The following is a 25697-nucleotide window of genomic DNA, read 5'->3' on the forward strand; positions in this document are numbered from 1 at the left end:
GGGTCGCTCAGCGCGCCGGGGTCTGGCCGTCGGCCCGAGTGAGGTCCCGTATCGCCGGGACCGAGAGCAGCGCCACGGCCACCAGCAGGCTCACGCCGCCCGCGACCAGCAGCACGTGCCCGGCGCCGAGGGCGGCGGCCGCCGGTCCGGCGAGGGCCTGGCCGGCGGGCATCATCGCGAGGGAGCCGGCCACGTCGTAGGCGTGGATGCGGTTGAGGACGTCACCGGGCACCTGGGTCTGCACGCTGGTCGCCCACATCACGCCCCAGAACGACATCCCGGCCCCGGCCACCGCCGCGCCCACCGCCATGGCCGGCACGCCGAGACCGGCGCCGACGGCGACCGGGAAGCCGAAGAAGGCGAACAGGGCGAGTGCCCCGGCGCGCAGCATGCGGCGCGGTCGCAGCCGGAGTGCGAACAGGCCGCCGACGACCGTGCCCGCGCCGAGGGCCGAGTTGATCAGGCCGTAGGCGCGCGGGCCGTGCTGCTCCACGACCTCGGTGGCCACCAGCGGCACGGTCGGCCCCCAGGTGGCGATCATGTACACGCCCCAGATGACGATCACGCCCCACAGCCAGGTCCGGGACCTGAACTCCCGCCAGCCCTCGACCAGATCGGCCCGGAAGGCGCGCAGTCCGGGCCCGGCGGTGCGGTGGCCGGCGGGCAGCGGGGGCAGCCGCAGCAGCAGGAGGCACAGGGCGCTGACCGCGTAGGTGGCGGCGTGCGCGACGAACACACCGCCGGGCGAGGCGAAGCCGACCAGCAGGCCGGCCGCGGCCGGTCCGGCGAGCTGGGCCGCGGACTCGGCGACGCGGATCGCGCCGTTCGCGCCCTGGACGTCGGGGGCGAGCCGGGGCACGGTGCTGGCCACGCCCGGCTGGAAGACGGCGGCGGCCACGCCGCCGACGACCCCGATGGCGCAGATCTGCCACAGGACCACGTGCCCCGTGAAGAACAGGCCCGCGGCGAGGGACTGGGTGACCAGCCGGACCAGATCGGCGCCGATCATGAGTCTGCGGGTGCTGAACCGGTCGGCGATCACCCCGCCGAACACGACGAGGCCCGCGAAGGCGGCGGACGTGGAGGCCATGGCGAGACCGACCGCGCCCGCGCCGTACCCGTGCCGCAGCAGTCCGGCGGCGAGCGCCACGGGGAGCATGGTGTCGCCGAGCCGCGCGACGGCCCTGGCCACGAAGAACAGCGCGAAGTCCCGCGACCAGACCGCCGGGCCCCCGGCTCCGGCCCGGCGTCCCCGCCCCGTACCCGTGTCCGCGACGCCGTCGCGCCGTGAGCGCGTACCCGTCATCCCGCGTCCACCCCTCCCGGCTCCCCGCCCTCGCCTGGTGCGCCGCGCGGGATCATGTCATGCCGCGCCGGTGCCCGCCGAGCCGTTTTCAGCGGCCGTCCGGCGCCCCCAGGTCCGGGTGCGCGTCCTGGAGCCGGGGCGGGGCGGCCTGGCGCCAGGAGTCGGCGAGGATGTCGCGCAGCTCGGCCTCGTCGTCCAGCGCGGCGAGCCGTGCCCTCACCCAGGCGAACTGGGCCTCGTGGCCGGCGATCCAGAACTTCTCCGGTTCGGCCAGCACCAGTTCGTCGCGCTCCTCCTTCGGGCAGCGCACGGCGATGGACGTCTCGTCCTCGGGGAGGGTGGCGAACATCTTCCCGGCCACCCGGAACGTGGGCATGCTCCAGGCGGTCTTCTCCGTGGTGTCCGGCAGGGACAGGGCGATACGGCGTGCGTCTTCTGCGTCCGGCATGCCAGGCACCGTAGCCCCCGCCTCTGACAGTCACCCGGCGGGCGGGGCGAGCCGCTTGTAGTAGAGGGTGGTCGGGCGCAGTTCGCCGGCCGGGTTCGCCGCGTAGTCGGGGATGGTGCCGGCCAGGGTCCAGCCGGCCGAGCGGTACAGGTGCTCGGCGGGGCTGCCGGTCTCGGTGTCCAGGTGGAGCAGGGTGATGCCGGCGGAGGCCGCCGCCCGCTCGGCGGTGGCGAGGAGCCTGCGCCCGAGGCCCTGTCCGCGCGCGGAGCGGTGCACCATCAGCTTGACGAGTTCGGCGCGGTGGCGGCTGTTGGGCTTGTCGGGCAGGGCCAGGCTCACCGTGCCGGTCACCCGGTCCGTGCCGTCCACCGCCACCCACACCGTGAGCCGGCCGGCCGCCACCGCGTCGGCCCGCTCCCGCCACCAGCCGGCGGCCTCGGCCGGGCCGAGCGGGGCGAGGAACCCGACCGACGCTCCCCCGGCCACGGTGTCGACCAGCAGGCCGGCCAGTTCCCGGGACCTGCCGCGCAGTTCGGTGTCGGTCCAGCGCAGCACGGTCACGGCCGCACCACCGCCAGCACGTAGCGCGCCCCGCCGGGGCCGGGGCAGCGGAACCGCGTCGGCCCGTACACCCGCATCCGCAGGCAGTCCCCGGCGCCGAGGGCGTGGCCGGTGTCCCCGACCGTCACCTCAAGGGTGCCGTCCAGGACCCACAGGTGCTGTTCCAGGCCGGGCACGGGCGGGCGGTCGTACGCGATGTCGGCGCCCTGGGTGAGCCGGCCCTCGACGAGTTCGCCGCGCAGGCCGCCGTGCGGCGGGGAGACGGACCGCCGTGCGAAGCCGGCGGCGGGGTCCTGCCAGAGCCGCTGATCGGCCGCCCTGACCAGCGCGGCCGGTTCCGCCTCGACCTCGCTGAGCAGCTGGGACATGGTGCGTCCGTAGACGTGACAGAGACGGTTGAGGAGGGAGGCGGTGGCGCTGATCTCGGCGCGCTCGGCCCGGGAGAGGGTCGACCTGCTCACTCCGCTGCGTTCGGCCAGCTCGCCCATGGACCAGCCGCGGCCGGCACGGAGTTCGGCCAGCCGGGCGCCGATCCGGGCGTCCACGGAATCCGGGGACTCGGTTCTCATATCCGGGACGCTATCCCTGATATGAGACGGCCCTGTTACGGAAGGCTCACGCCCGCCGCCCGCCCCAGGGCCTGGAGCACCGGGCGGATCAGCGGGTGCCCCTCGGCGCCCCGGCGCACCGCCGCGAAGACCCGGCGGGTGGGGGCCACCCCGTCGACCGGGCGGACGACCACGCCCGCGAGGTCCATGCCGCGCAGCGCGGAGCGGGGCACGAGGGCCACGCCCGCGTCGGCCGCGGCGAGGGCGACCACGGCGCGGAAGTCGTCGGAGGAGTGCTCAAGCCGGGGCTGGAACCCGGCGCTCTCGCAGGCCAGGACGACCACGTCGTGGCAGGGGTTGCCCGGGTACGGCCCGATCCACACGTCCTTGGCCAGCTCGGCCAGGGGGACCTCCCCGGCGTCGGCGAGGCGGTGGCCCACCGGGAAGACCGCGTCGAAGGGCTCGGCGTACAGCGGCACATGGGTCAGCCGGGGGTCGTCGGCGGCCGGGGCGCCCCGGTACTCCACGGCCACGGCCACGTCGACCTGCCGGTCGAGCACCATCGGCAGGCTGGCGTCGCCCTCGGCGTCCTGGACCCGGATCCGTATCCCGGGCGCCGAGCAGGCCAGCCGGGCCACGGCGGGCGCCACCACCTCGGCGATGCCGGTGGCGAAGGCGGCCACGGTGACCGTGCCGGCCTCCCCCGAGCCGTAGGCGGCCAGCTCGGCCTCGGCCCGCTCGAGCTGGGCCAGGACGGCGTTGGTGTGGCTGAGCAGGATCTCGCCGGCCGGGGTCAGGCGCACGCCCTTGGCGCTCCGCTCGACCAGCCGGTGGCCGGTCTCCTGCTCCAGCGCGGTGAGCTGCTGGGAGACGGCGGAGGGGGTGAGGTAGAGCGCGGCGGCCGCCGCCGTGACCGTACGGTGGTCGGCCACCGCACGGAGGATGTGGAGCCGCCGCGCTTCGATCATGGGGTCAATTATCGCCCCATGTCCGGGCCGGTCAGACCGCCAGTGCGGCGCGCGCCGCGACGAACGCGTCGACCGCCCGGTCCACGTCCTCGGTGGAGTGCGCGGCGGAGAGCTGGACGCGGATGCGGGCCTGGCCCTGCGGGACGACCGGGTAGGAGAAGCCGATCACGTACACGCCCCGCTCCAGCAGCAGTTCCGCCATCCGGGCCGCCTCGGCCGCGTCGCCGATCATGACGGGCGCGATGGCGTGGTCGCCGGGGAGGACGTCGAAGCCCTCATCGGTCATCCGGCGGCGGAACAGCGCGGTGTTCTCGGCGAGCCGGACGCGCAGGTCGTCGGCGGACTCCAGCAGGTCGAGGACCTTCAGGGAGGCGGCGGCGATCACCGGGGCGAGGGTGTTGGAGAACAGGTACGGGCGCGAGCGCTGGCGCAGCAGGGCGACGATCTCGGCGCGGGCGGCGACATAGCCGCCGGAGGCGCCGCCGAGCGCCTTGCCGAGGGTGCCGGTGATGATGTCGACGCGGTCCATCACACCGTGCAGCTCCGGGGTGCCGCGGCCGGAGGGGCCGACGAAGCCGACGGCGTGCGAGTCGTCGACCATGACCATCGCGTCGTAGCGGTCGGCGAGGTCGCAGATCTCGGCGAGCGGCGCGACGTAGCCGTCCATGGAGAAGACGCCGTCGGTGACGATCAGCTTGCGCCGGGCGCCGCCCTCGGTCGCCTCCTTCAGCCGGGCCTCCAGGTCCGCGAGGTCGCGGTTGGCGTAGCGGAAGCGGCGGGCCTTGGACAGCCGGATGCCGTCGATGATGGAGGCGTGGTTGAGGGCGTCGGAGATCACCGCGTCCTGCTCGCCGAGCAGGGTCTCGAAGACACCGCCGTTGGCGTCGAAGCAGGAGGAGTACAGGATGGTGTCCTCCTGCCCGAGGAAGGCCGCCAGGCGGGCCTCCAGCTCCTTGTGCACCTCCTGGGTGCCGCAGATGAAGCGGACCGAGGCCATGCCGTAGCCCCAGCGGTCGAGCGCCTCGTGGGCGGCGGCGACCACCTCGGGGTGGTCGGCGAGGCCGAGGTAGTTGTTGGCGCAGAAGTTGAGGACCTGGCCGGGGCGGCCGCCGGCGCTGACGTTGACGGTCGCGGACTGCGGGGTGTCGATGACCCGCTCGGGCTTGTGCAGACCGGCGGCGCGGATCTCTTCGAGGGTGGCGCGCAGGTCGTCACGGACAGAGGTGAACATGAGGGACTCCAGCGAGTACGAGGGGGAGGGGCGAACCGGGCCGGGGATCAGGCGGTCCAGTCGAGGATGACCTTGCCGCCCGTGCCGGAGGCCGCGTCGGCGAAGGCCGCCTCGAAGTCGCGGTAGCCGTAGCGGCCGGTGATCACGGGGGCGAGGTCCAGGCCGCCCTCCAGCAGGACCGACATCGCGTACCAGGTCTCGAACATCTCGCGGCCGTAGATGCCCTTGATGGTGATCATCGAGGTGACGACGCGCGCCCAGTCGACCGGGAACTCCTCGGCGGGCAGGCCGAGCATGGCGATCCGGCCGCCGTGCGTCATGTTGGCGATCATGTCCCGCATGGCCTCGGGGCGGCCGGACATCTCCAGGCCGATGTCGAAGCCCTCGCGCAGACCGAGTTCACGCTGCCCGTCCGCGATGGTGGTCGCGGCGACGTTCAGGGCGAGGCTGACGCCGATCTTGCGGGCCAGCTCCAGGCGCTCCTCGCTGACGTCGGTGATGACGACGTTGCGGGCGCCGGCGTGGCGGGCCACCGCCGCGGCCATCAGGCCGATCGGGCCGGCGCCGGTGATCAGGACGTCCTCGCCGACGAGCGGGAACGACAGCGCGGTGTGCACGGCGTTGCCGAACGGGTCGAAGATCGCGGCGACGTCGAGGTCGACGGGGACGCGGTGCACCCAGACGTTGGACGCCGGCAGCGCGACGTACTCGGCGAACGCGCCGTCCCGGCCCACGCCGAGTCCGACGGTCGCCCGGCACAGATGGCGCCGCCCGGCCAGGCAGTTGCGGCACTTGCCGCACACCAGGTGGCCCTCGCCGCTGACCCGGTCGCCGACCCGGATGTCGGCGACGTCGCGGCCGGTCTCCACGACCTGCCCGACGAACTCGTGCCCCAGCACGAGCGGGGTGCGGATCGCCTGCTGCGCCCAGCCGTCCCATGCCCTGATGTGCAGGTCGGTGCCGCAGATACCGGTCCGCATGACCTTGATCAGCACATCACCGGGACCGATGGCGGGCTCCGGGACGTCCGTGAGCCAGAGCCCGGGCTCCGCCTTCTCCTTGACCAGCGCCTTCAACGCTACGGCTCCTGTGGGTGAGGTCCCGGCCCGCGGGCATGCCGAGCGGCCCGCACCGGGTCAGAGGGGTGGAATCACCCCGCAATCTGCCGTACGCGCGCACCGGGGTCCATCGATCTTTTCTTAACCGCCGCCTCAGCTTTCCTTCACGCCCCACGGGCGCGGACCGCGCCGCGCGCCCGGGGCCGGCGGGCGTCCCCTCACAGCGGCAGGCCGTCGCGCGCCGATCCCTCCAGGTGCGCGGCGAGTTCGGCGGCCAGCGACTTGATCGTCTCCAGCCCGGTCCTGCCCCAGGCCCGTGGGGCGACGTCGGCGGCGCACACCGTGCCCAGCGCCATGCCGGTGCTGTCGATGAGCGGGGCGCCCAGGTAGGAGCGGATGCCGTACTCGTCGACCACCGGATTGCCGGCGAAGCGCGGGTAGTCGCGGACGTCCTCCAGGACCAGGGCCTTGCGCCGGACCACCACGTGGGGGCAGAAGCCGTGGTCGCGCGGCAGGAAGCGGCCGGCCCCGGGCCTGCCGCCGTCCTCCCGGACCGCGGGGGCGGCGCCCGGGGCGCGCAGGCCCGCGAAGAACTGGCGGTCCTCGCCGACGAAGTTCACCATCGCGTACGGCGCCCCGGTGAGCCGGGCGAGATGGTCCGCGAAGGCGTCGAGAGCGGGCTCGGCCCGCTCCCCCAGGCCGAGCCCGCGGAGTCTGGAGGCACGGGCGGGGGCGTCCTTGTCCTCGGGGGTGAGCAGCAGGCCCCTCACCGGACGGGGCGGCTCGTAGCTCATGACCGTTCTCCGGCGTCGTGGACGTACCTCATGGGCGGCTCCGTCGGCGGTGTGGCTGGATCACAGGTGGGCGCCGTGGCTCGGCGCGGGCGCCGTGGCGTGGGCGATGAGGTGGCGTACGAGGGCGAGCAGGGTCTGCACGCCCGAGCTGGAGATGCGGGCATCGCAGGGGACGACGGGGATCCGCGGGTCGAGGTCGAGGGCGGCACGCACCTCCTCCGGGTCGTAGCGGTAGCCGCCGTCGAACTCGTTGACGGCGACGATGAAGGCGAGGCCGCGCTCCTCGAAGAAGTCCACCGCCGCGAAGCACTCCTGCAGGCGGCGGGTGTCGGCGAGGACGACCGCGCCGAGCGCCCCTTCCGACAGCTCGTCCCACATGAACCAGAACCGCTCCTGCCCCGGCGTGCCGAACAGGTAGAGCACGTGCCGCGGGTCGAGGGTGATCCGGCCGAAGTCCATGGCGACCGTCGTCTCGACCTTGTTCTCGATGCCGTCGAGGTTGTCGGTGGCGGCGCTGACGGTGGTGAGCAGCTCCTCGGTGCTGAGCGGGGCGATCTCGCTGACCGCTCCCACGAAGGTCGTCTTGCCGACCCCGAACCCGCCCGCCACGAGGATCTTCAGCGCCGTGGGGAACAGGTCAGAGCTGTCGTCGTAGTCCATCGAGCACTGCCTCCAGCAGAGACCGGTCAGTGGGTGTGTGGCGGAAGACGGGCGGCTTGGTGGTCAGCGCCCCGCAGTCGACGAGGTCCGACAGCAGCACCTTGGTGACCACCGCGGGCAGTCTCAGGTGCGCGGCCACCTCGGCCACCGGGACGGGCGCCCGGCACACCTCGAGCGCCTGGGCGTGCTCGGGACCGAGGTAGCCGAGCGGGGTGACGCCGGTGGCCATCACCTGCGACAGCAGGTCGAGGGAGATGCTGGGCTCGGTGCGCCCGTCGCTGACCGTGAAGGGGCGCACCAGCCGTCCGGCGGCGTCGTCGAGCCAGGGCCCGTCGCCGGCTGCGGCCACCCTCAAGGCCGCGTCCCCGTGGGTTCGGCGGCGTGCCGGCGGGGCGCGGTCACCAGGTAGGGGCGCACGCTCTTGACCAGCATCGCCATCTCGTACCCCAGCACCGCGGCGTCGGCCTCGCGGCCGGCGAGCACGGCGAGGCAGGTGCCGGAGCCGGCCGTGGTGACGAAGAGCAGCGTCGTGTCGAGTTCCACGACGACCTGGCGGACGTCGCCGCCGTCGCCGAACCGGACGCCGGCGCTGCGGCCGAGGGAGTACAGGCCGGAGGCCAGGGCCGCCATGTGGTCGGCGCTGTCGGGATCGAGGCCGTGCACGGACTTCACCAGCCCGTCGCAGGACAGGAGCACCGCGCTGGAGGTGTGCGGTACGCGCTGCACGAGGCCGCTCAGCAGCCAGTCGAGGTCGGATGCCTGGGCGGTCGGCGCATCGCTCGCCATGGTGGATCGACTCCTTGGGGTACGAGGACCAGCGGGAGCGCTGGGGCTTGGGGTGCTGGGGACGGGGGCGGGGCCCGTGGGACCGGTCGGCGGGGTCATCCGGCCGGCGTGCTCCCGCCGGGGCGGCCGGCGCCTTCGGCGGCGGGCGAGTGGACGTGCTGCGGGGCCGCGGGCCGCGGATCGGGCTCCGTGTCCTGCTGCGCCTCGGCCAGCCCCGTGCCGCGCTGGAAGGCGGCCATCAGCCCGGGGTCGTGGCCCGCGACGGGTCCGGTGTCCTGCCGCGGGGCGGGGCCGCCGCGCAACTGGGGGACGATGTGCTCCTGGGCGCGGCGGCGCGGCAGCCCGGGTCTGCCCATGGTGCCGCGCACGGCCGTGGCGGCGCGCGGGGCGGGCAGGACGCCCGCGCGCGACTCGGCCGCCGACCGGTGCTCGGGCCCGACGCCCGGTACCGCCTCGGCGGGGTCGGCCCGCTTCTCCCGCGCGGCCCGCACGGGAAGCGGTGCCGGGGCGGCGCCGTCGGGCGCCGGTCCGCTCCGCCCGGCTTCGCCGCGGGCGGTCGCGCCGTGCGTCCCGTCCGGGTGCGTACTCCCCTTCCGCTCAACGGCGTTCAGGTCGCCGGGGTGCCCGGTTGCGCGCAGCGCGTGCCGCCGCCGGCCGGTGGCCGGGACCGGGACTGGGGCTGCGTCCGGCGCGGGCTCCGGCGCGGGCCCTTCGCCGCCCGGACCGGTTCCGGCGGCCCGCTCCGCGTCCGCCGGTCCGGATGCGTTCCCGAACGCCGTCGTGGCGTACGGGACTTGGGCGGGTGGCGTAGATCGCCCCTGCATCGCCGGATCCCGGGGCTGCGGCACCGCCGCCCCGCCGGCCTCGGCCCCGGCCGCCTCGGCCGCCCCGGGTGCCGTGCCCAACAGGGCCTGGGGGACTACGAGTACGGCCTGTACGCCGCCGTAGATGTTGCTCTGCAGACGCACCGAGATGCCGTGCCGCCGGGCGAGCTGGGAGACCACGTAGAGCCCGATGCGGCCGTCGGCCAGCAGGCTGGCCACGTTGACCTGGTCGGGGTCGGCGAGCAGGGCGTTCATCCGGTGCTGCTCGCCGACGGGCATGCCGAGCCCGCGGTCCTCGACCTCCACGGCGAGCCCGGCGGTGACGAGGTTGGCGCGGAGCAGCACCTGGGTGTGCGGGGCGGAGAACACCGTCGCGTTCTCGACGAGTTCGGCGAGCAGGTGGATGACGTCGGCCACGGCGTGGCCGCGCAGTTCGCCGTCGACGGGCGGGACCAGTCTGACCCGGGAGTACTGCTCGACCTCGGCGATGGCCGAACGCAGCACCTCGGTCATGTCCACCGGGTTGCTCCACTGCCGCCGGGACACCGCGCCGCCGAGCACGGCGAGGTTCTCGGCGTGCCGCCGGATCCGGGTGGCGAGGTGGTCGACGTGGAACAGGCCCTTGAGCAGATCGGGGTCCTCGATCTCGTTCTCCAGGTCGTCGAGGATCGAGATCTCCCGGTGCACCAGGGACTGCAGCCGGCGTGCCAGGTTGACGAAGACCTCCAGCTTCTGTTCGCTGCCGGCCTGGCTGGAGAGCTGGGCGGCCCGCACGACGGCGGTGACGGCGCCGTCGTGCGCCCGGGCCAGGTCGGCGGCGAGCAGGTCGAGGTCATCGGCGTCCGCGGGCGGCCGGCGGCCCGGCCCACGCCTGGCCGGCGCCTCACCCTGCCGCAACGCTTCGACCAGGGCGTGCAGTTCGGCCTCGCCTCGGGCGGCGCCGCGGCGCAGGGCGTCGACCCGGTCGGCGACCGAGCGGGCGGCGCGGTCGGCGGCCACGGCGGCGATCAGGACGCCCGCGGCGGTCACCGCCATCGCTCCGGCCAGCACGGCCCACAGCGCGGGGCCCGGGCGGGCGCCGGTGGAGCGGACGGTGAACAGGACGGCGGCGGTGGCGCTGAGGGCGACGGCGACGGGCGGCAGCACGGCGAGCCGCATGAGCTGGGGCCGTATGTGCGTCTCGGGCAGTGCGGGAGCGGGTCGGGCGACCGGTCTTCCGTGGCGGCCGCCCTCACGGCGGTCGGCACGGGCGGCCGGTGCACGGAGATGAGACATCTGCGTCCTCGTACTGGTCCGTCGGCCTGGTTCGCCCAGGCCCTGCGTCGGGCGACGGACACTCACAGTAGTCGTCTGTGCATCAGGTGCGACGGGCAGTCGGCAAAGTCCCCCGGGCAGCGTCCCGCTCTGGTATGAGGCGTCGTACGACAGACCGACGACCGCGCCGGGCCGACGGGGCAGACCCGTAAAGAGTCGATCCGACCTGGTCAGAAGTGGTCGGAACCAAGCAGCGGGGGCCGGTAGCACTGGTGTGCGTACCGGCCCCCGGAAAGGCCGCCGAGCGGATCGCGGTGTCTGGCCGACACGGACGCCGCGGGCGGTGGCCGCGGCAGCGGAACCGCGATCAGTCACCTTCCGTCACTCGCGGCGGGCCCCGTCACTTCGGCGCGAGCCGCTTGACGAGACGCCGCGCCTTGGTGGGCAGCCGCTTCTTCGCCTGGGCCTCGAGGGCCCGCAGCCGCTTCTCGCTGGACTCGCGCTGTGCGGCGAGCGCGGCTTCGAGTTTCTTGATGTGGCCGGCCTGGGCTGCGGCCTTCTTCTCCGCCCTGGCGGCCTGGCGCGCTATCGCCTTGTTCTGCTCCCGGAGCATGGTGATGCGGAACAGCAGGTCCTGCACGCTCTCGGCCTCGGAGCGACGGAACGGACTCGGGAATTCCGCGGCCCGCACCCGGCGGTCGTATTCGGCTCCGCCGTCCCCGTGCTCGTAGGTGTTCCGCAGGCCGTTTCTGGTCATGAAGTCGAGCAGCCGCTGGAATCCCTCGGCATAGTTGGCGTTGAACGCCGTGTAATCGGCCTCGGCGTAGAGGCGGGCGACGTCGGCGTCGGCGTCCAGGTCGGTGATGACCCGGTGCGGGATGTGGTGGTAGCGGGACAGTTCGAGCGTCCGCGAGTCATGGGCGAGGACGAACGCCGGGGTGCCGGCGACCAGCGCGGCGATATTGCCGTGGATGCGCGTTCCGAGGGCGAAGTCGTAACGGGCCAGGGCATCCATCCAGCTGTGCGGCTCCAGCGGGACGCACACGTCGGCCGAGCGGATCAGCGGGTGCGAGCTGAGGTCGGGCATCGGCATGGACCGCCGGGCGGCGACGGCGGTGTCACCCCAGTAGAGCGTCTGGAGGTCGCGGCCCTCCTGGGCGAAGTAGGTGAGCCCGGGGTGCTGCTCGAGGACGGAGTCGTTGATGGCGGAGGCGAGTTCGGCGTTCGCCAGCCGCAGCGCGGTGGACAGGGCGATCCGGGCCCCCTCGGGCAGCGCCTGCCCGCCCGGGTGCTCCATCCGGAAGCCGGGGCCGCGGAAGTAGACCGAGGGGCATCCGATGACGTCGACGTCGCGGAAGCCGAGTTCGCCGAGGTAGCGCTGGGTGAACTCGCCCCGCACGCCGATGGACGCCGAACGGTCGAGCACCGCCCCGACGAACCGCTTGACGGCCTCGTCGACGGGCTTCAGGAACGCGGTGTCGTAATCGAGTTTCGCCTGTGCGCCGACCCCGAACACCACCACCGGCACCCTCAGCTTGCCGATGAGGTCCGCGAGGATGTGCATGTGCGGAATGAACTTCGATTTGAAGGCATTGGCCATCGGCAGCACGAAGACGTCGCATTCGTCGTTGATCCGGTCCGCGTCCGCGACCGTCAGTTCGGCGAAGTGCGTCGTGTCGACCCGTATCTCCGCGTCCGGCACGGACATGTGCCGGTAGGCGGCATTCGTGTACATCAGATTGCCGACGTTGCCCCGAATGCTGTTGCGCACCAGGGTGCTTTCGATCGAGGGCACACTGAAGGGGTCGTTGCCCGCCTGCATGAGAATGCGCATCACAGGCCGAGAGCGTAGCCCGCGGCTCCCTTTTACGGAATCCTTGCACATCCTTTTCTTCGGCGTGGCAGGCGGTCCCGCCTCACCGCTCGCCGGCGAGGCCGTCCCGTCTCACCGCTCGCCGGCCAGGTCGACCTCGGCGCGGTCCAAGTCCGCCGCGGCCGGCGGCTCCTGGGGCCGGCGCCGGAGGTGGGCGACGGGCGCGGAGACGAACCGCCACCAGGCCTCGGCGGGGAGCTTCCCGGCGGCTTCGAAGGGCTCGCCCGGCCGGGGCAGGGCCACCGCCTGGCCGGCCGCCTCGGCGGCCTCCTTGGTCCAGTCGCCGGGTTCGGCCCACGGGTGCGGGGCGAGGTTGAAGGTGCCCCAGTGGATCGGGAGCAGCACGCCGTGCGGAGCGCCGCCCTGCAGGTCGAGGTGGGCGCGCACACCCTCCTCGGGGGTCATGTGGATGTCGGGCCAGAACTCGCTGTACGCGCCGATCTGGACCATCGTGACGTCGAACGGGCCGTGGGCGGCGCCGATCTCCCGGAAGCCCTCGAAGTAGCCGGTGTCACCGCTGTGGTAGACCCGGTGCTCCTCGCCGGCGACGACCCAGGACGCCCACAGGGTGTGCTGGGTGTTGCGCAGGCCGCGGCCGCAGAAGTGGCGGGCCGGGGTGGCGGTCAGGGTGAGGCCGCCGACCTCGGTCGACTCGTGCCAGTCGAGTTCGCGCAGCCGCTCGGCCGCGACGCCCCAGCGCTCCAGGTGCGCGCCGACGCCCAGCGGCACGGCGAACAGGGTGTCCGTGCCGGCCAGCGCCTTGATCGTGGGCATGTCCAGGTGGTCGTAGTGGTCGTGCGAGACGACCACCACGTCGACCGGGCCCAGCGCGGCCAGCGGCAGCGGCACCGGGTGCAGCCGCCTGGGCCCGGCGAAGGGGAACGGGGAGCAGCGCTCGCCCCAGACGGGGTCGAACAGGACGCGGTGACCGTCCATCTCGACGAGCACGCTGGAGTGGCCGAGCCAGGTCACCCGCAGCCCGGTCGTGGGCGGCTTGGCCAGGTCGGCGAGGGTGGTGGCGTGCACCGGGACGGTGCCGGCCGGGGAGCGCAGGGGCCGGGTGTCCTTGTCGAGGAAGACCTTGACGAGGTCGAGCGGCGAGCCGGAGGGCCGGGTGCGGGCGGTGCCGCCCGGGTTCTGGAAGACGCCGTCCCTGAAGTGCGGGGAACGGCGGATCCGGGCGAGGCGCTCACCGCTCGGCTGCGCGCCGAAGCCCTCGGGCCGCAGTGCGCCGAGCCCGGAGCCCTTGGAACGCCGACCGGTCACGGTTACCTCCAGTGGAGTCGCTGAGGTCCTCCATTATGGACGGCACCACCGACAGCGCGGCCCGCCCGCCCCTGCGGCCGCACCATGGCCGTGCCGGTCCGTGCCGGTCCGCAGGGCGCTTTGACAGGGAAGCGGCGGCTGCGAATACTGACCGGCCGTTCAGTGACCGTCCCCCGGGAGCCCCCATGACCGCCGCACCTCACCTGTCGCTCGTGTGGACCGACCACGTCACCGGACGCCAGGGCTTCCTGGTCGTCGACCGGCTGGTCCGGGGAGTGGCCAGCGGCGGGCTGCGCATGCGCCCGGGCTGCACGCTCGAGGAGGTCACCGGACTAGCGCGCGGCATGACGCTGAAGGAGGCGCTGCACTACGACCCCCGGGCCCGCTACGTCCCCCTCGGCGGCGCCAAGGGCGGCATCGACTGCGATCCGCGGGACCCGGCGGCCTACGGGCTGCTCGTGCGCTACCTGCGCGCCGTGCGGCCCTACGTGGAGAGCTGCTGGACCACCGGCGAGGACCTGGGCCTCAGCCAGGACCTGGTGGACCGGGCCGCAGCCGAGGCGGGCCTGGTCTCCACCGTCCAGGCGGTCTTCCCGCTGCTGGACGACGAGCCGGCGGCCCGGGCCCGGCTCGCGGACGCCTTCGCGGTGCGGGTCGACGGCATCGGCCTGGACGAGCTGGTGGGCGGCTGCGGGGTGGCCGAGTCGGTGCTGACGGCCCTGGACCGGGCGTCGGTGCCGTACCGGGGCACCCGGGTGGCCGTGCAGGGGCTGGGCACGATGGGCGGGGCCACGGCGCGTTTCCTCGCGCGCGCGGGTCTGACGGTGGTGGCGGTGGCCGACGTCAAGGGCACCGTCGCCAATCCGGACGGCCTCGACGTGGAGGCGCTGCTGGCCGCACGGGACGCGTACGGCACGCTCGACCGCTCGGTGCTGCGCCCGGACGACCGCGAACTGCCCGCCGGCGCCTGGCTGTCGGCGGACGCCGAGGTGCTGGTGCCGGCGGCGGTGTCGTACGCGGTCGACGCCGCCGGGCAGGCGCGGGTCACCGCCCGCTGGATCGCCGAGGCCGCCAACATGCCCGTACTGCCGGAGGCGGAGCGGCTGCTGGCCGCGCGCGGGGTGACGGTGCTGCCGGACGTGGTGGTCAACTCCGCGACCAACGCCTGGTGGTGGTGGACGCTGTTCGGCGACATCGGCCCGGCCGCCGAAGAGGCGTTCGCCCACGTCCGCCGCTCGATGCGCGCGCTGACCGGGCTGGTGCTGGACCGCGCGCTGGCCGACGGGACGACTCCGCGCGCCGCCGCCCACGCCCTGGCCGCGGACCGCCTGCCGGTGATCGCGGACCGCTTCGGCCCGGACCGCTGAAGCCCGCCGGGCGCGGGGGCCGGCGGCGGCCTGGGGCGGTGTCCCCCGGACGGTCTAGGGTGACCGCGTGGCGAGAGTGCGGTTGAGCGTGGCCGAGCGGCGGGAGGAGATGCTGCGGGCGGCCATCGGGCAGATCGAGGCGCGGGGCGTGGCGGCGGTCAGGATCGCCGACGTGGCCGCAGCGCTCGGGGTGAGCAACGCACTGGTGCTGTACCACTTCTCGACGAAGGAGAAGCTGGTCGCCGCCGCCTTCGCCCACGCGGCCGAGGACGACCTGGCGCGGCTTCGGGCGCTGCTGGGCCGGCGGACCTCCGCGTTGCGCCGGCTGCGCGCCGCCGTGCGCTGGTACGCGCCCACGGGCCAGGCCAAGGGCTGGCGGCTGTGGATCGAGGGCTGGGCGGTGTCGCTGCGCGAGCCGGCCCTGCGGGCGGTCGCCCGGGACCTCGACCAGCGGTGGAAGGCGGCGATCGCCGAAGTCATCGCCGAGGGAGTGGCGGGGGGCGAGTTCACCTGCCCCGACCCCGCGAGCACCGCGCTGCGGCTGACCGCCCTGCTCGACGGCCTGGCCGTACAGCTCACGTCCTACCCGGGCGCGGTGGCGCGCGCCCGCGCCCAGGAGTGGGTGGACGACGCCCTGGCCCGTGAACTGGGCCTGCGGCCGGACGAACTGACCACCCGCAGACGTTGAGCCGGCCCGGCCCGCGCGGAACCCCGGGCCGGACGCCCCTGCGGGCCGCCGCCCGGCGGCATCGCGCCGACCGGACTCCAGGGGCCGGGGGCACGGGCCGAGGTCGCGGGCCGGGGTCGCCCCGGGCGCGCGGCGTGCCCCGTGCCGGCACGGTGGCCGGCACGGGTGCGGGTGCGCCGTGGGCCAGGGTCAGGCGACCGCGGCGATGCGCATCTTGATGTCGTGCGGCGACAGGGCGCCCTTCGCCGTGATGTGGTCCCCGGAGGACTGGCCGCGCAGCCGGCGGCCGATCCACGGGACGAGGTACTCGCGGGCCCAGTGGACGTCGTCCCGGCGGATCTCCAGGGTGCCCCGGGGCGGGAGCGCGGGCCAGGCCTGCTCCGGGTCGGCGGGGATCTCCAGGCCGAGGGCCTGCCCGGCCCGCAGCGCCACACGCGTGTGCCCCTCGGGCGAGAGGTGGAGCCGGTCGTGGTCCCAGGCCCTGCGGTCCTGGACGGACCGCAGTGACCACAGGTCCAGCACCGGGCAGCCGTACCGGTCGGCGATGGCGCGGACGTGCCCGTTGTAGGTGGCGATCTTGCCGCGCAGGTGCTTGAGCACCGGCACGCCCCGGGTGTCGAAGCCGGTCGTCACCATCACCGTGCCCGCGGCCGCCGCGAGGCGGGCGACGGCCCGCTCGAAGCGCTCGGCCACCTCGTCGGGGTCGGTGCCGGGCCGGATGATGTCGTTGCCGCCCGCGCAGAAGGAGACCAGGTCCGGGGCCAGTTCGACCGCCTGCGGGAGCTGGTCCTCGATGATCTGGTCGAGGAGCTTCCCGCGGACCGCGAGGTTGGTGTAGTTGAAGTCGCCCTCGGGCCGCCGGTCGGCGAGCAGGACCGCGAACCGGTCGGCCCAGCCCACGAACGACCCGTCGGGCCCGGGGTCGCCGACGCCCTCGGTGAAGCTGTCCCCCACCGCCACGTACGACCCGATCACTGATGTGTTGTCACTCTTCGAATCGTCTGCCACGTCGGACCATGATTCACCTTCGGATGTGACCTACGCGACCGTAGGCAGGGGTTGACTAACGGTGAGATGAGACACCCGTAAAGAATTTGCCAACCCAGGAATAGAGCCGCTACGCGGACCGTCCGGACACACCGGAGGCCGGATCCGGGGATCGGGGGTCCGGCCTCCGGAGGCGTGTCAGGCAGGTGGTGGTGCCTCGCGCGCCCCTGGCGGGGGCGGCTACAGGGCGACGCCGTGCGAGCGCAGGTAGGCGACCGGGTCCACGTCCGAGCCGTAGTCCGGCGTGGTGCGGATCTCGAAGTGCAGGTGCGGTCCGGTCACGTTGCCGGTCGCGCCGGACAGGCCGACCTGCTGACCGGCGGTCACCGTCTGACCGGCCGACACCGAGAGCTGCGACAGGTGGGCGTACTGGGCGTAGTGGCCGTCGTTCAACCTGACGACGACCTGGTTGCCGTACGCGCCGCCCCAGCCGGCGGAGACGACGGTGCCGGCCCCGACGGCCTTGAGGGAGGTGCCGGTGGGGACGACGAAGTCGATGCCGGTGTGGTAGCCGCTGGACCACATGCTGCCCGCCACGTGGTAGCCGGTGCCGACGGTGGGGACCGCGACCGGCAGGGTGTAGCCGGTGGCCGGGGCGGCGGCCGGCACGGCCTCGGCCGTCCGGGCCGCGGTGGACGCCTGGGTGGCCGGGACGGCCTTCGCCGGGGCCGCCGCCCGGGCGTCCGACGGCCCTGCGGACCGCGCGGTGTCCGAGGAGGCGGTGTCGGATGGGGCGGAGGTCCCGGTGCGGGCCGGAGCCGCGGCCTTCTTGCCGAGGGACAGCTTCAGACCCGGGTGGATCAGCGCCGGATCCTCGCCGACGGCCTGCCGGTTGTCCGCGTAGAGCCGCTGCCAGCCGCCGCTCACACGCTGGTCGTCGGCGATCCGCGCGAGGCAGTCGCCGGGCCTCACCGTGTAGGTGCGGGCACCGGCGTCCCGCTGGACGGCCGCCGTGCTCTGCACGGTCTTGACCGGCAGCACGGCCGCCCCGGTGCCGGGCTGGGCGGTGGCGGCGTGCGCTGCGGCGGCCCCCAGCAGGGGCAGGGCCAGGGCGGCGCCGCCGGTTCCGGCGACGGCGATGGACCGGGTGAAACGCCGGGTCCTGGGACGGCGGTGCTTACCCTTCGTGGACATGACGCATTCCTCTCCGGTGCCTGCGGGGTGAGCTGTCGGGTTCGGGCGGGAGCTGCCCTGCCGCGCGGTGCGCGGCTGCACCCCGAGCCTGTCGCGGAGACCGGGACAGGCGGTCGTGCCTGGTGGGTCCCCCGCTCCTGCCGGGCACGGGTCATGTGTGGGGTTCCGGGCGGCGGCAGGATTCGGCGTTCCGTCCGGATCGGTGGTGAACGTAAGCGAGCTGGAGACATCGAAACAAGCGGCCGATTCCCGGCTTTCGGGCACCAGAAGATCGAAAAGGGGAATTCGCGGTCACCGTGGGTGAATTCCGGGCCGCGCCACTCGCTCAATTCCCCGGCCGCTCAGCGGGATTAGGTGGACATGATGAACAGCGGACGGTCACGCCTATGACGCTGCTCACGCGCTCCCCCACCAGGTTCCCTCATTTCAGGACAAGTTGGGGTGAAGAGTCGAACCTGAACAGAAGGGTCATATGCGGCGCAGGCGGATGACCGTCGCGTCCAGGTCGCCGCGCAGGCCGGTCCGCACGCCGTGGTGCAGCAGCACCGCCCCTCGGTGCACTTCACCCGTTTCGCGGCATTCGTACGAGGCTGTCGGATCGAGTCCGCGCAGCCGCACGCGCGGTACCGGCTCGCCGTAGCTCTGCGCCTGGAGGCAGGCCAGGACCACCGTCTCGTCCCCCAGCAGGTACTGGACCGCGCTCAGGCCGCCCGCCGGGGGCCGCAGCCGGTACAGGTCGCCGTGCTGGACGAGTGGCCGGATCTCCTTGTAGAGGGCCACCCACTCACGGGCCTCGGCCAGCTCCTCGTCGGTCCACTCGGTGAGGTCGCCGCCGACCCCGAGCACGCCCGCCATGGCGCTGACGAACCGGAAGCGCAGCGAGCTCGACCTGCCGTTGAGCTGGGTGTTGGGGCTGTCGGTGACCCAGGCCGCCATCACGCGCGCGGGATGGATCTGGCTGAAGCCGTGCTGGATGGCGAGCCGGTCGAGCGGGTCGGTGTTGTCGGAGGTCCACACCTGGTCCGTGCGGCTCAGCACCCCGAGGTCGATCCGCCCGCCGCCGCCCGAGCAGGACTCGAAGGCGACCCGGGGGTGGGCGGCGCGCAACCGGTCCAGCAGGGCGTACAGCGCGCGGACGTGGTCGATCCACAGGCGCTGCGGGTACGGCTCCCCCGGCCACCCGGCGTCGGTGAAGCAGCGGTTGAAGTCCCATTTCACGTAGTCGATCGGGGCGCCGGACAGCAGGCCGTCCAGCCGCTCCCACAGGTACTCCTGGACGTCCTCGCGGGCGAGGTTGAGGACGAGCTGGTTGCGCAGTTCGGTCCGCCTGCGGCCCGGCTGGTACTGGACCCAGTCGGGGTGGGCGCGGTACAGGTCGCTGTCCGGGTTGACCATCTCCGGCTCGACCCAGACGCCGAACCGCATGCCGAGGCCGTGCACCTGGTCGGCCAGGGGTTTGAGGCCGTGCGGGAACCGGTCCGGGTTGGGGGTCCAGTCGCCGAGGCCCGCGCGGTCGCTGGTGCGGGCGCCGAACCAGCCGTCGTCGACGACGAACAGCTCGACGCCGATGCCGGCCGCCCGCCGGGCGAGGGCCGCCTGCTGCTCCTCGGAGATGTCGAAGTACGTCGCCTCCCAGGAGTTGAACAGCACCGGCCGGTCCCGCCCGGCGTCCGGGACGACGTGCGCGCGCTGGTAGGCGTGCCAGGTCCGGCTGGCCCCGCCGAAGCCGCCGTCGCTCCACAGGCCCGCGAAGACGGGGGTGGTGTACGACTCCCCCGGCTCCAGGAGCAGCAGGCCCGAGTTGTCGTGGCCGGCGCCGCCGGTGATCTGCACGCGCGCGTCCGGCAGTTGCGCGACGGCGATCCGCCAGGAGCCCGACCAGCCGAGCGCGCAGCCGTAGACCTCGCCGCGCTCCTCGGTGGCGTCGGTGTCGAGGGCGACCCAGGGCAGGTGCTGGTGGCCGGTGTGGCCGCGGCGGCTGCCGATGACCTTCTCGCCGTGGGTGAGCGGCGCGCGGGTGAGCAGGGACTCGGCGGCCCAGCGGCCGTGGAGCTGGGACAGCCGCCAGCCCTCGCGGTCGGGCAGGGTCCAGGTGGCGGCGTCGGCGCGCAGCAGCTCCACGCTTGCCTGCCCGTGGTTGTCCAGGGTGACCCAGCGCTCCACGACGTCTCCGCGCATCCGGTGGTGCAGGGTGATCGCCAGTCCGTCGTCGTCGAAGCGCAGCCGCAGCTCCGCGCCCTCGGCGCCGGCTTCCGGGCCGTCCGCCACCTCGTACGACACGAATCGCCACTCGGTGCCGCGCCGCTCGCCGGTGCGCACGGAGAGGGCGGGGCGGACGAAGCGGGGGCCGCCCTCGACGGGGTACTCCTCGCGGCCGTCGAGCGGGGACTCGAAGGGCCGGTAGCCGGGCAGCGGGCTCCGGGCCAGGGCCTCGGCGTCGGCGAGTGCGATGCGGGGGCCCCAGTGGAGGTGGAGCAGTTCGTCCGCCTCGGTCAGGTGCAGGGCGTAGCCGCTGGTGGGCCCGGTCAGGAGCCAGGTGCGACCGTTCTCGGCGATGTCCACCATCGAGACCTCACAGGTGTCAACAGATTCGCTCAGGTGGGCACATCATCGGGGCCCGTGAGCTCGGTCGGCAACGCCTGTGGACAACTCATTGCCCGAGGTGACCGATGTCGTATCGTCGTCGCAGCGCCCGCCGGCGAGCCGAGCCGACGGGGTCCGACCGGGAGGAGCCCCCGTGACGCAGCAGGTCCCGTCGACCGAGCCCGAGCTGGCCGGCGTGCGCAACTTCCGCGACGTGGGCGGAATGCCGACCGTGGACGGCCGGCGGGTGCGCCCGGGGGTGCTGTTCCGCAGCGGCCACCTCGCGCACGCGACGGAGAAGGACGCCGCCTTCCTCGGCGCCCTGGGCCTGCACACGGTGTTCGACTTCCGCAACGCGGCCGACCGCAGGCTGGAGGGCCCGGACGTCGAGCTGCCGGGCGTGCGGAACGTGAACCTGCCGCTGAGCGATCCGGCGGACGGCGCCGAGTTCTGGAAGATGGTCCGCGACGGCGACCTCGACCAGTTGCGCGACATCCTCGCGGACGGCAAGGCCGCCGCCCGGATGGTCGCCTCGTACCGGACGATCGTCACCGAGCGCACCGCCGAGCACTCGCGGGTGCTGCACTCGCTGGCCGAGGACAGCGTCCCCGCGCTGATGCACTGCGCCGCCGGCAAGGATCGGGCGGGCATCTCGATAGCGGTCACCCTGCTCGCGGTGGGCGTGGAGCGCGACGCGATCGTGGCCGACTACCTGGAGTCCAACGCCAAGCACCGCCGCTACAAGGTGCGCCGCAACGGCAGCCCCGACACCGCGTACACCCCCGAGGTGATGGAGCTGCTCAGCCCGCTGTTCGACGCCCGGGAGGAGTACCTGCAGGCGGCGTTCGCGAGTATCGACGCTACGTGGGGCGGGGTCGAGGCCTACTTCGAGCAGGGCCTGGGGCTCACCGAAGGGACGCGTGAGCGGCTGCGGGAGCGCCTGCTCGACTGACGTCCGTCAGCTCTTGGCACCCACCGCGAACAGCAGGTAGAGGAACGCGGCGAACAGGTGGCCCACGGCGATGTAGATGACCAGCCGGATCCACAGGGCTCGGGGGAACTTCTCCTCGAAGTTGCTCATGGCAGTTCTCCAGTCGAGGGGCCCAGGCACAGCGCGGCCGTGGGACTCTGCAGCAGGGTGTGGACGAACAGCAGCTCCACGCCGTCCTGGTCCTCGGCGGCCAGGCGGTGCGGGGTGAGGGAGTCGAAGTGCGCGCTGTCGCCGGGGGCGAGCAGATGCGTGGTGTCGCCGAGGCGCAGTCTGAGCCGCCCCTTCAGCACGTGCAGCCACTCCTCGCCGGGGTGGACGCGCACGATGTCGCCCTGGGCGCCGTGAGGCACCCGGACGCGCAGCGCCTGCATGCCCCGGCCGGAAGCGCCGGCCTGGTAGTAGGTCCAGCCGCCGGCCCGGGTGGGCTCCATGTCGGCGGCGCGCACGATGGCGTCCCGGTCGGCGACCCGCTCGCCCAGCAGTTCGGAGACGGTCGTACCGTAGGTACGGGCGAGCGCGAGCAGCATCGGCAGCGAGGGCTGGCGCCCGCCGGTCTCCAGCCGGGAGAGGTGGGCGGGCGAGAGCCCGGCGGAGCGGGCCGCCGCCTCGAGGGTGAGGCCGGCACGCCGGCGCAGCTCGCGCAGCTGCGGCGCCACGGCGGGCAGGTCGCCGCCCTCGCCCGCCGGCGGCGGGACTTCTGAGGCGTTCATGCCTCCATTGAGCCGCAGATTTGCCTCTGCGGCAAATTTCTTGCCTCCGAGGCAAACTCGGTCCGGTGGGCGGTTCTAGCGGTTGCCCACCGCCTGCCTGATCAGCGTCTTCCCGAAGTCCCACATGAGGCCGCCGCCGCTGTGCGCGTCGTCCATGACGGCGGTGAAGGCGGTGACGAACCGGTCCACGTCGGCCTCGTCGATGATCAGCGGCGGGATGAGCTTGATCACCTCGAGGTGGTCGCCGGAGACCTGGGTGAGGATGTGGTGCCGCTGCAGCAGCGGGACGACCACCATCTGCGCGAACAGGCCCTTGCGGGCGGCCTGCAACATGGTCCAGCGGCCGCGCAGCTTCAGCGAGGAGGGCCGCCCGAACTCGATGCCGATCATCAGACCCCGGCCGCGCACGTCCGCGAGCAGCTCGTAGCGGTCGATCAGCGCGGTGAGCCGTGACCTCAGCAGCTCGCCGGTCGTGCGCACCCCGGCGACGATCTGCTCGTTCTCCATCACCGAGAGCACGGCGAGCCCGGCGGCCATGGCCTGGGCGTTGGCGCCGAAGCTGGCCGAGTGCACCAGGACACGGTCCATGGACGAGTAGACCTTCTTGAAGATCCACTCCTTGCCCAGGGTGGCGCCGACCGGCACGTACCCGCCGGACAGCGCCTTGGCCACGCACACCAGGTCGGGCTCCACCCCCTCCTCGTGCTGGTAGGCGTAGAAGTCGCCGGTGCGGCCGAGGCCGGTCTGCACCTCGTCGGCGATCAGCAGCGCCTTGTGCCGGTGCAGCAGTTCCTGGGCCGCGCGTAGATAGCCGGGCGGCGCCTCGTGCACGCCCTTGCCCTGGATGGGCTCGACGATCAGGGCGGCCACGTCGCCCTTCCTCAGCTCCCGGGCGAGGGCGTCGAGGTCGCCGAGGGGTACGGCGGTGTCGGGCAGCAGCGGGGCGAAGCCGTCGCGGAAGCCGTCCTCGCCGTTGACCGACAGGGAGCCGGTGGTCAGGCCGTGGAAGGCGTGGTCGCAGTACAGGACCCTGGGCCTGCCGGTGGCGTACCGGGCGAACTTCAGGGCGGTCTCCACCGCCTCCGTGCCGCTGTTGCCGAAGAACACCCGGTCCAGGTGCGGGCTGTGGGCGAGCAGCCGCTCGGCGAGCAGGCCCGGCAGCGGCTGGCAGTCGAAACGGGTGAGGTCGGCGAGGCCCAGGTCCAGGACCTCGTGCAGCGCCTTGCGGACGACCGGGTGGTGGCGGCCGAGGCCCATCACGCCGAACCCGGCGAGCATGTCCAGGTAGTCGGTGCCGTCCGCGTCGAAGAAGTGGGCGCCCTCGGCCCGTTCGTAGACGCGGTCGAAGCCGATGGTGTGCAGCATGCGCGGGAGCTGCGGGTTGAGGTGCTTGGTGTGCAGCTCGTAGCGTTCGGCTCCGCGCTCGGCGAGGAGGGCGCCGAGGTCGAACTCCGTGCTCATTCACTCTCCTTGGCTGCGCCGTCGACGGACGCGACGGCCGGGCCCTGTTGCGGAAGTCCGGTCGATCGCCCGGCGGGGACGTTCGCGGCGGCGCCCAGGCTCGCGCCGATGCGCCCGGCGATCTCCACGGGCGTGAGGCCGATGTCGGCCAGCACCTCGCCGCGTTTGGCGTGCGCGAGGAACTGCTCCGGGATGCCGAACCGCCGTACCGGCACGTCCACGTCCGCGTCGCCGAGGGCGAGGGCCACGGCCGAACCGACGCCGGCCGCACGGCTGTTGTCCTCCACGACGGCGACCAGGCGGTGTCCGGCGGCCAGGCCCGGCAGGGCGGGGTCGACGGGTTTGACCCAGCGGGGGTCCACCACCGTGCAGCCGACACCCCGGGCGGCGAGCAGTTCGGCGGCCTGGAGGCACACCGGCGCCATCACTCCGACCGCCACCAGCAGCACCTCGGAGTGTTCGTCGCGGAGCAGGACGTCCATCCCGCCCACCTGGCCGACGGCCGGTACGTCCGGGCCTGCCGGCTCCTTGGGGAAGCGGACCAGGGTGGGCGCGTCGTCCACGGCGACGGCCTCGCGCAGTTGGGCGCGCAACTGCCCGGCGTCGCGCGGGGCGGCGATCCGCAGCCCGGGCACGACCTGAAGGACGGACATGTCCCACATGCCGTTGTGCGAAGCCCCGTCCACTCCGGTGACGCCGGCCCGGTCCAGCACGAAGGTGACCCCGCAGCGGTGCAGGGCCACGTCCATCAGCAACTGGTCGAAGGCGCGGTTGAGGAAGGTGGCGTAGACGGCGACGACGGGGTGGAGTCCGCCGGTCGCGAGCCCGGCCGCCGAGACCGCCGCGTGCTGCTCGGCGATGCCGACGTCCCACACCCGGTCGGGGAACCGCTCGGCGAAGGGACCGAGGCCCACCGGGTGCAGCATGGCCGCCGTGATCGCGACGACGTCCTCGCGTTCCTCGGCGATGCGGACGATCTCGTCGCCGAACACCGAGGTCCAGGACGGCCCGCCGGCCGGGGAGAGCGGCGCGCAGGTGAGCGGGTCCATCACGCCGACGGTGTGGAAGCGGTCCTCCTCGTGGGCGAGGGCGGGTTCGTAGCCGCGGCCCTTCTCCGTGAGGCAGTGGACCACGACCGGCCCGTGGAAGCGTTTGGCGCGGCGCAGCGCCGACTCGACGGCGCCGATGTCGTGTCCGTCGATCGGGCCGACGTACTTCAGCCCCAGGTCCTCGAACATGCCCTGCGGGGCGAAGGCGTCCTTGAAGCCCTTCTTCGCGCCGTGCAGGGACTCGTAGATGGTGCCGCCCACCACCGGGGTGCGCAGCAGCACCTCCTTGCCCCACGCGAGGGCCTTCTCGTACCCGTCGGTGGTGCGCAGGGTGGCCAGGTGGTTGGCGAGGCCCCCGATGGTCGGCGCGTAGGAGCGCTCGTTGTCGTTGACGACGACGATCAGCGGCCGGTCCTTGGCGGCCGCGATGTTGTTCAGCGCCTCCCAGGCCATGCCGCCGGTCAGCGCCCCGTCGCCGATGACGGCGACCACATGGCCCCGCTCCCCCAGCACCTGGTTGGCCTTGGCGAGGCCGTCGGCCCAGCCCAGCGCGGTGGAGGCGTGGCTGTTCTCGATGACGTCGTGCTCGGACTCCTCACGGGAGGGGTAGCCGGACAGGCCGCCCTTGCCGCGCAGCTTGGAGAAGTCCTGACGTCCGGTCAGGAGCTTGTGCACATAGCTCTGGTGGCCGGTGTCCCACAGGATGCGGTCGACCGGCGACTCGAAGACCCGGTGGAGCGCGATGGAGAGTTCCACCACCCCCAGGTTGGGCCCGAGGTGACCACCGGTCCTGGCCACCGCGTGCACCAGGAACTCGCGTATCTCCTCGGACAGTTCACCGAGTTCCGCCTCGGACAGCGCTTTCAGGTCGCGTGGTTGCCGGATGGTCTCCAGGATCGTCACGCTGGGCCCCCTCTCGGTCCGTGCCGTGCCTTGCCTCAACTCAACCCGTCCGCGGCGCTCGTCCCCTCGGCGAGCTTCATGGCCTCCTCGATGAGGGTCTCCACGATCTTCGACTCGGGGACGGTCTTGATGACCTCGCCCTTGACGAAGATCTGGCCCTTGCCGTTGCCGGAGGCGACGCCCAGGT

Annotated in this window: 24 protein-coding genes, 1 pseudogene and 1 riboswitch; of the genes and pseudogenes, 3 read left to right on the forward strand and 22 right to left on the reverse strand. The window is 73.5% G+C overall.

The genetic code is table 11. The features are described 5' to 3' along the window. Window positions 1-7: 7 nt before the first annotated feature. The 14 genes from TNCT1_RS22710 to TNCT1_RS22775 all read right to left on the reverse strand — a co-directional run bounded on the left by TNCT1_RS22710 (window position 8) and on the right by TNCT1_RS22775 (window position 13577). Window positions 8-1306, reverse strand: coding sequence for an MFS transporter (locus tag TNCT1_RS22710; protein WP_143635053.1), 1299 nt, complete (start codon window positions 1304-1306; stop codon window positions 8-10). 88 nt (window positions 1307-1394) lie between these two features. Beyond that, window positions 1395-1754, reverse strand: coding sequence for an MmcQ/YjbR family DNA-binding protein (locus TNCT1_RS22715; RefSeq protein ID WP_143635055.1), 360 nt, complete (start codon window positions 1752-1754; stop codon window positions 1395-1397). Between the two features lie 30 nt (window positions 1755-1784). Next, window positions 1785-2309, reverse strand: a complete 525-nt coding sequence (locus TNCT1_RS22720) for a GNAT family N-acetyltransferase (protein WP_143635145.1) — start codon at window positions 2307-2309, stop codon at window positions 1785-1787. A 2-nt stretch (window positions 2310-2311) separates the two neighbouring features. Continuing rightward, window positions 2312-2884, reverse strand: a complete 573-nt coding sequence (locus tag TNCT1_RS22725) for a helix-turn-helix domain-containing protein (RefSeq protein WP_143635057.1) — start codon at window positions 2882-2884, stop codon at window positions 2312-2314. Window positions 2885-2919: 35 nt separating this feature from the next. Then, window positions 2920-3831 carry a LysR family transcriptional regulator gene (locus TNCT1_RS22730; protein ID WP_143635059.1) on the reverse strand — a complete coding sequence of 304 codons (912 nt, stop codon included), beginning with the start codon at window positions 3829-3831 and terminating at the stop codon, window positions 2920-2922. Between the two features lie 31 nt (window positions 3832-3862). Next, window positions 3863-5062: a glycine C-acetyltransferase gene (locus tag TNCT1_RS22735; protein ID WP_143635061.1), complete on the reverse strand. Its 1200-nt coding sequence runs from the start codon at window positions 5060-5062 to the stop codon at window positions 3863-3865. A gap of 47 nt (window positions 5063-5109) precedes the next feature. Further along, entirely contained in the window at window positions 5110-6138 is a 1029-nt protein-coding gene (gene tdh / locus TNCT1_RS22740) for an L-threonine 3-dehydrogenase (protein WP_143635064.1), read from the reverse strand. A gap of 200 nt (window positions 6139-6338) precedes the next feature. Further along, a complete protein-coding gene (locus TNCT1_RS22745; RefSeq protein ID WP_143635066.1) occupies window positions 6339-6914 on the reverse strand; it encodes a GAF domain-containing protein in 576 nt (191 codons plus the stop codon). Between the two features lie 60 nt (window positions 6915-6974). Next, window positions 6975-7574: an ATP/GTP-binding protein gene (locus TNCT1_RS22750; protein ID WP_143635070.1), complete on the reverse strand. Its 600-nt coding sequence runs from the start codon at window positions 7572-7574 to the stop codon at window positions 6975-6977. Then, window positions 7552-7923 (reverse strand): DUF742 domain-containing protein, encoded by a 372-nt coding sequence (locus tag TNCT1_RS22755; RefSeq protein WP_143635148.1) that lies wholly within the window; start codon window positions 7921-7923, stop codon window positions 7552-7554. Before TNCT1_RS22755 ends, TNCT1_RS22750 begins: the two co-directional genes overlap by 23 nt. Window positions 7924-7925: 2 nt before the next feature. Beyond that, window positions 7926-8360, reverse strand: a complete 435-nt coding sequence (locus TNCT1_RS22760; RefSeq protein WP_143635072.1) for a roadblock/LC7 domain-containing protein — start codon at window positions 8358-8360, stop codon at window positions 7926-7928. Between the two features lie 95 nt (window positions 8361-8455). After that, a complete protein-coding gene (locus TNCT1_RS22765) occupies window positions 8456-10459 on the reverse strand; it encodes an ATP-binding protein (RefSeq protein ID WP_174266401.1) in 2004 nt (667 codons plus the stop codon). A gap of 379 nt (window positions 10460-10838) precedes the next feature. Beyond that, the gene (locus TNCT1_RS22770; RefSeq protein WP_235902841.1) at window positions 10839-12272 is read right to left on the reverse strand and encodes a polysaccharide pyruvyl transferase family protein; all 1434 of its coding nucleotides are present in this window, start codon (window positions 12270-12272) and stop codon (window positions 10839-10841) included. A gap of 111 nt (window positions 12273-12383) precedes the next feature. After that, on the reverse strand, window positions 12384-13577 hold the full coding sequence (locus TNCT1_RS22775; RefSeq protein ID WP_174266402.1) for an MBL fold metallo-hydrolase: 1194 nt from the start codon (window positions 13575-13577) through the stop codon (window positions 12384-12386). 185 nt (window positions 13578-13762) lie between these two features. Here TNCT1_RS22775 and TNCT1_RS22780 point away from each other — a divergent pair, with 185 nt between their 5' ends. Further along, window positions 13763-14944 carry a Glu/Leu/Phe/Val dehydrogenase dimerization domain-containing protein gene (locus tag TNCT1_RS22780; RefSeq protein ID WP_143635077.1) on the forward strand — a complete coding sequence of 394 codons (1182 nt, stop codon included), beginning with the start codon at window positions 13763-13765 and terminating at the stop codon, window positions 14942-14944. A 67-nt stretch (window positions 14945-15011) separates the two neighbouring features. Beyond that, window positions 15012-15632 (forward strand): TetR/AcrR family transcriptional regulator, encoded by a 621-nt coding sequence (locus TNCT1_RS22785; protein ID WP_143635079.1) that lies wholly within the window; start codon window positions 15012-15014, stop codon window positions 15630-15632. Window positions 15633-15821: 189 nt separating this feature from the next. Here the strand turns inward: TNCT1_RS22785 and TNCT1_RS22790 are convergent, their stop codons facing one another. The 3 genes from TNCT1_RS22790 to TNCT1_RS22800 form a co-directional block, all read right to left on the reverse strand. Continuing rightward, a complete protein-coding gene (locus tag TNCT1_RS22790) occupies window positions 15822-16607 on the reverse strand; it encodes an SGNH/GDSL hydrolase family protein (protein ID WP_143635154.1) in 786 nt (261 codons plus the stop codon). Window positions 16608-16859: 252 nt separating this feature from the next. Continuing rightward, on the reverse strand, window positions 16860-17813 hold the full coding sequence (locus tag TNCT1_RS22795; protein WP_143635081.1) for a M23 family metallopeptidase: 954 nt from the start codon (window positions 17811-17813) through the stop codon (window positions 16860-16862). A gap of 4 nt (window positions 17814-17817) precedes the next feature. Continuing rightward, a riboswitch (cyclic di-AMP (ydaO/yuaA leader) is annotated at window positions 17818-17977 on the reverse strand. Between the two features lie 304 nt (window positions 17978-18281). Further along, the gene (locus TNCT1_RS22800) at window positions 18282-20378 is read right to left on the reverse strand and encodes an alpha-galactosidase (protein WP_143635084.1); all 2097 of its coding nucleotides are present in this window, start codon (window positions 20376-20378) and stop codon (window positions 18282-18284) included. 172 nt (window positions 20379-20550) lie between these two features. On the opposite strand from TNCT1_RS22800, the gene TNCT1_RS22805 reads away from it, so the two are divergent. Next, a complete protein-coding gene (locus tag TNCT1_RS22805; protein WP_143635088.1) occupies window positions 20551-21348 on the forward strand; it encodes a tyrosine-protein phosphatase in 798 nt (265 codons plus the stop codon). Between the two features lie 6 nt (window positions 21349-21354). Here TNCT1_RS22805 and TNCT1_RS35885 read toward each other — a convergent pair whose 3' ends face one another. The 5 genes and pseudogenes from TNCT1_RS35885 to TNCT1_RS22825 all read right to left on the reverse strand — a co-directional run. Continuing rightward, the gene (locus TNCT1_RS35885) at window positions 21355-21477 is read right to left on the reverse strand and encodes a DUF6126 family protein (protein ID WP_174266403.1); all 123 of its coding nucleotides are present in this window, start codon (window positions 21475-21477) and stop codon (window positions 21355-21357) included. Then, the gene (locus TNCT1_RS22810; protein ID WP_143635091.1) at window positions 21474-22097 is read right to left on the reverse strand and encodes a helix-turn-helix domain-containing protein; all 624 of its coding nucleotides are present in this window, start codon (window positions 22095-22097) and stop codon (window positions 21474-21476) included. Before TNCT1_RS22810 ends, TNCT1_RS35885 begins: the two co-directional genes overlap by 4 nt. A 75-nt stretch (window positions 22098-22172) precedes the next feature. After that, window positions 22173-23558 (reverse strand): aspartate aminotransferase family protein, encoded by a 1386-nt coding sequence (locus tag TNCT1_RS22815; protein ID WP_143635093.1) that lies wholly within the window; start codon window positions 23556-23558, stop codon window positions 22173-22175. Beyond that, window positions 23555-25510 carry a 1-deoxy-D-xylulose-5-phosphate synthase gene (gene dxs / locus TNCT1_RS22820; protein ID WP_174266404.1) on the reverse strand — a complete coding sequence of 652 codons (1956 nt, stop codon included), beginning with the start codon at window positions 25508-25510 and terminating at the stop codon, window positions 23555-23557. Before dxs ends, TNCT1_RS22815 begins: the two co-directional genes overlap by 4 nt. Window positions 25511-25545: 35 nt before the next feature. After that, window positions 25546-25697: pseudogene (locus TNCT1_RS22825) on the reverse strand (4-hydroxy-3-methylbut-2-en-1-yl diphosphate synthase); the annotation flags it as partial.

The organism is Streptomyces sp. 1-11 (genome assembly GCF_007176755.1).
Lineage (GTDB): Bacteria > Actinomycetota > Actinomycetes > Streptomycetales > Streptomycetaceae > Streptomyces.

Coding starts and splice junctions, on each gene's coding strand:
- TNCT1_RS22770 (WP_235902841.1), bottom strand. CDS start 12,272: ATGCGCATTCTCATGCAGGCGGGCAACGACCCCTTCAGTGTGCCCTCG.
- TNCT1_RS22745 (WP_143635066.1), bottom strand. CDS start 6,914: ATGAGCTACGAGCCGCCCCGTCCGGTGAGGGGCCTGCTGCTCACCCCC.
- TNCT1_RS22730 (WP_143635059.1), bottom strand. CDS start 3,831: ATGATCGAAGCGCGGCGGCTCCACATCCTCCGTGCGGTGGCCGACCAC.
- TNCT1_RS35885 (WP_174266403.1), bottom strand. CDS start 21,477: ATGAGCAACTTCGAGGAGAAGTTCCCCCGAGCCCTGTGGATCCGGCTG.
- TNCT1_RS22795 (WP_143635081.1), bottom strand. CDS start 17,813: ATGTCCACGAAGGGTAAGCACCGCCGTCCCAGGACCCGGCGTTTCACC.
- TNCT1_RS22710 (WP_143635053.1), bottom strand. CDS start 1,306: ATGACGGGTACGCGCTCACGGCGCGACGGCGTCGCGGACACGGGTACG.
- TNCT1_RS22725 (WP_143635057.1), bottom strand. CDS start 2,884: ATGAGAACCGAGTCCCCGGATTCCGTGGACGCCCGGATCGGCGCCCGG.
- TNCT1_RS22815 (WP_143635093.1), bottom strand. CDS start 23,558: ATGAGCACGGAGTTCGACCTCGGCGCCCTCCTCGCCGAGCGCGGAGCC.
- TNCT1_RS22735 (WP_143635061.1), bottom strand. CDS start 5,062: ATGTTCACCTCTGTCCGTGACGACCTGCGCGCCACCCTCGAAGAGATC.
- TNCT1_RS22810 (WP_143635091.1), bottom strand. CDS start 22,097: ATGAACGCCTCAGAAGTCCCGCCGCCGGCGGGCGAGGGCGGCGACCTG.
- TNCT1_RS22715 (WP_143635055.1), bottom strand. CDS start 1,754: ATGCCGGACGCAGAAGACGCACGCCGTATCGCCCTGTCCCTGCCGGAC.
- TNCT1_RS22780 (WP_143635077.1), top strand. CDS start 13,763: ATGACCGCCGCACCTCACCTGTCGCTCGTGTGGACCGACCACGTCACC.
- TNCT1_RS22800 (WP_143635084.1), bottom strand. CDS start 20,378: ATGGTGGACATCGCCGAGAACGGTCGCACCTGGCTCCTGACCGGGCCC.
- TNCT1_RS22750 (WP_143635070.1), bottom strand. CDS start 7,574: ATGGACTACGACGACAGCTCTGACCTGTTCCCCACGGCGCTGAAGATC.
- TNCT1_RS22760 (WP_143635072.1), bottom strand. CDS start 8,360: ATGGCGAGCGATGCGCCGACCGCCCAGGCATCCGACCTCGACTGGCTG.
- TNCT1_RS22765 (WP_174266401.1), bottom strand. CDS start 10,459: ATGTCTCATCTCCGTGCACCGGCCGCCCGTGCCGACCGCCGTGAGGGC.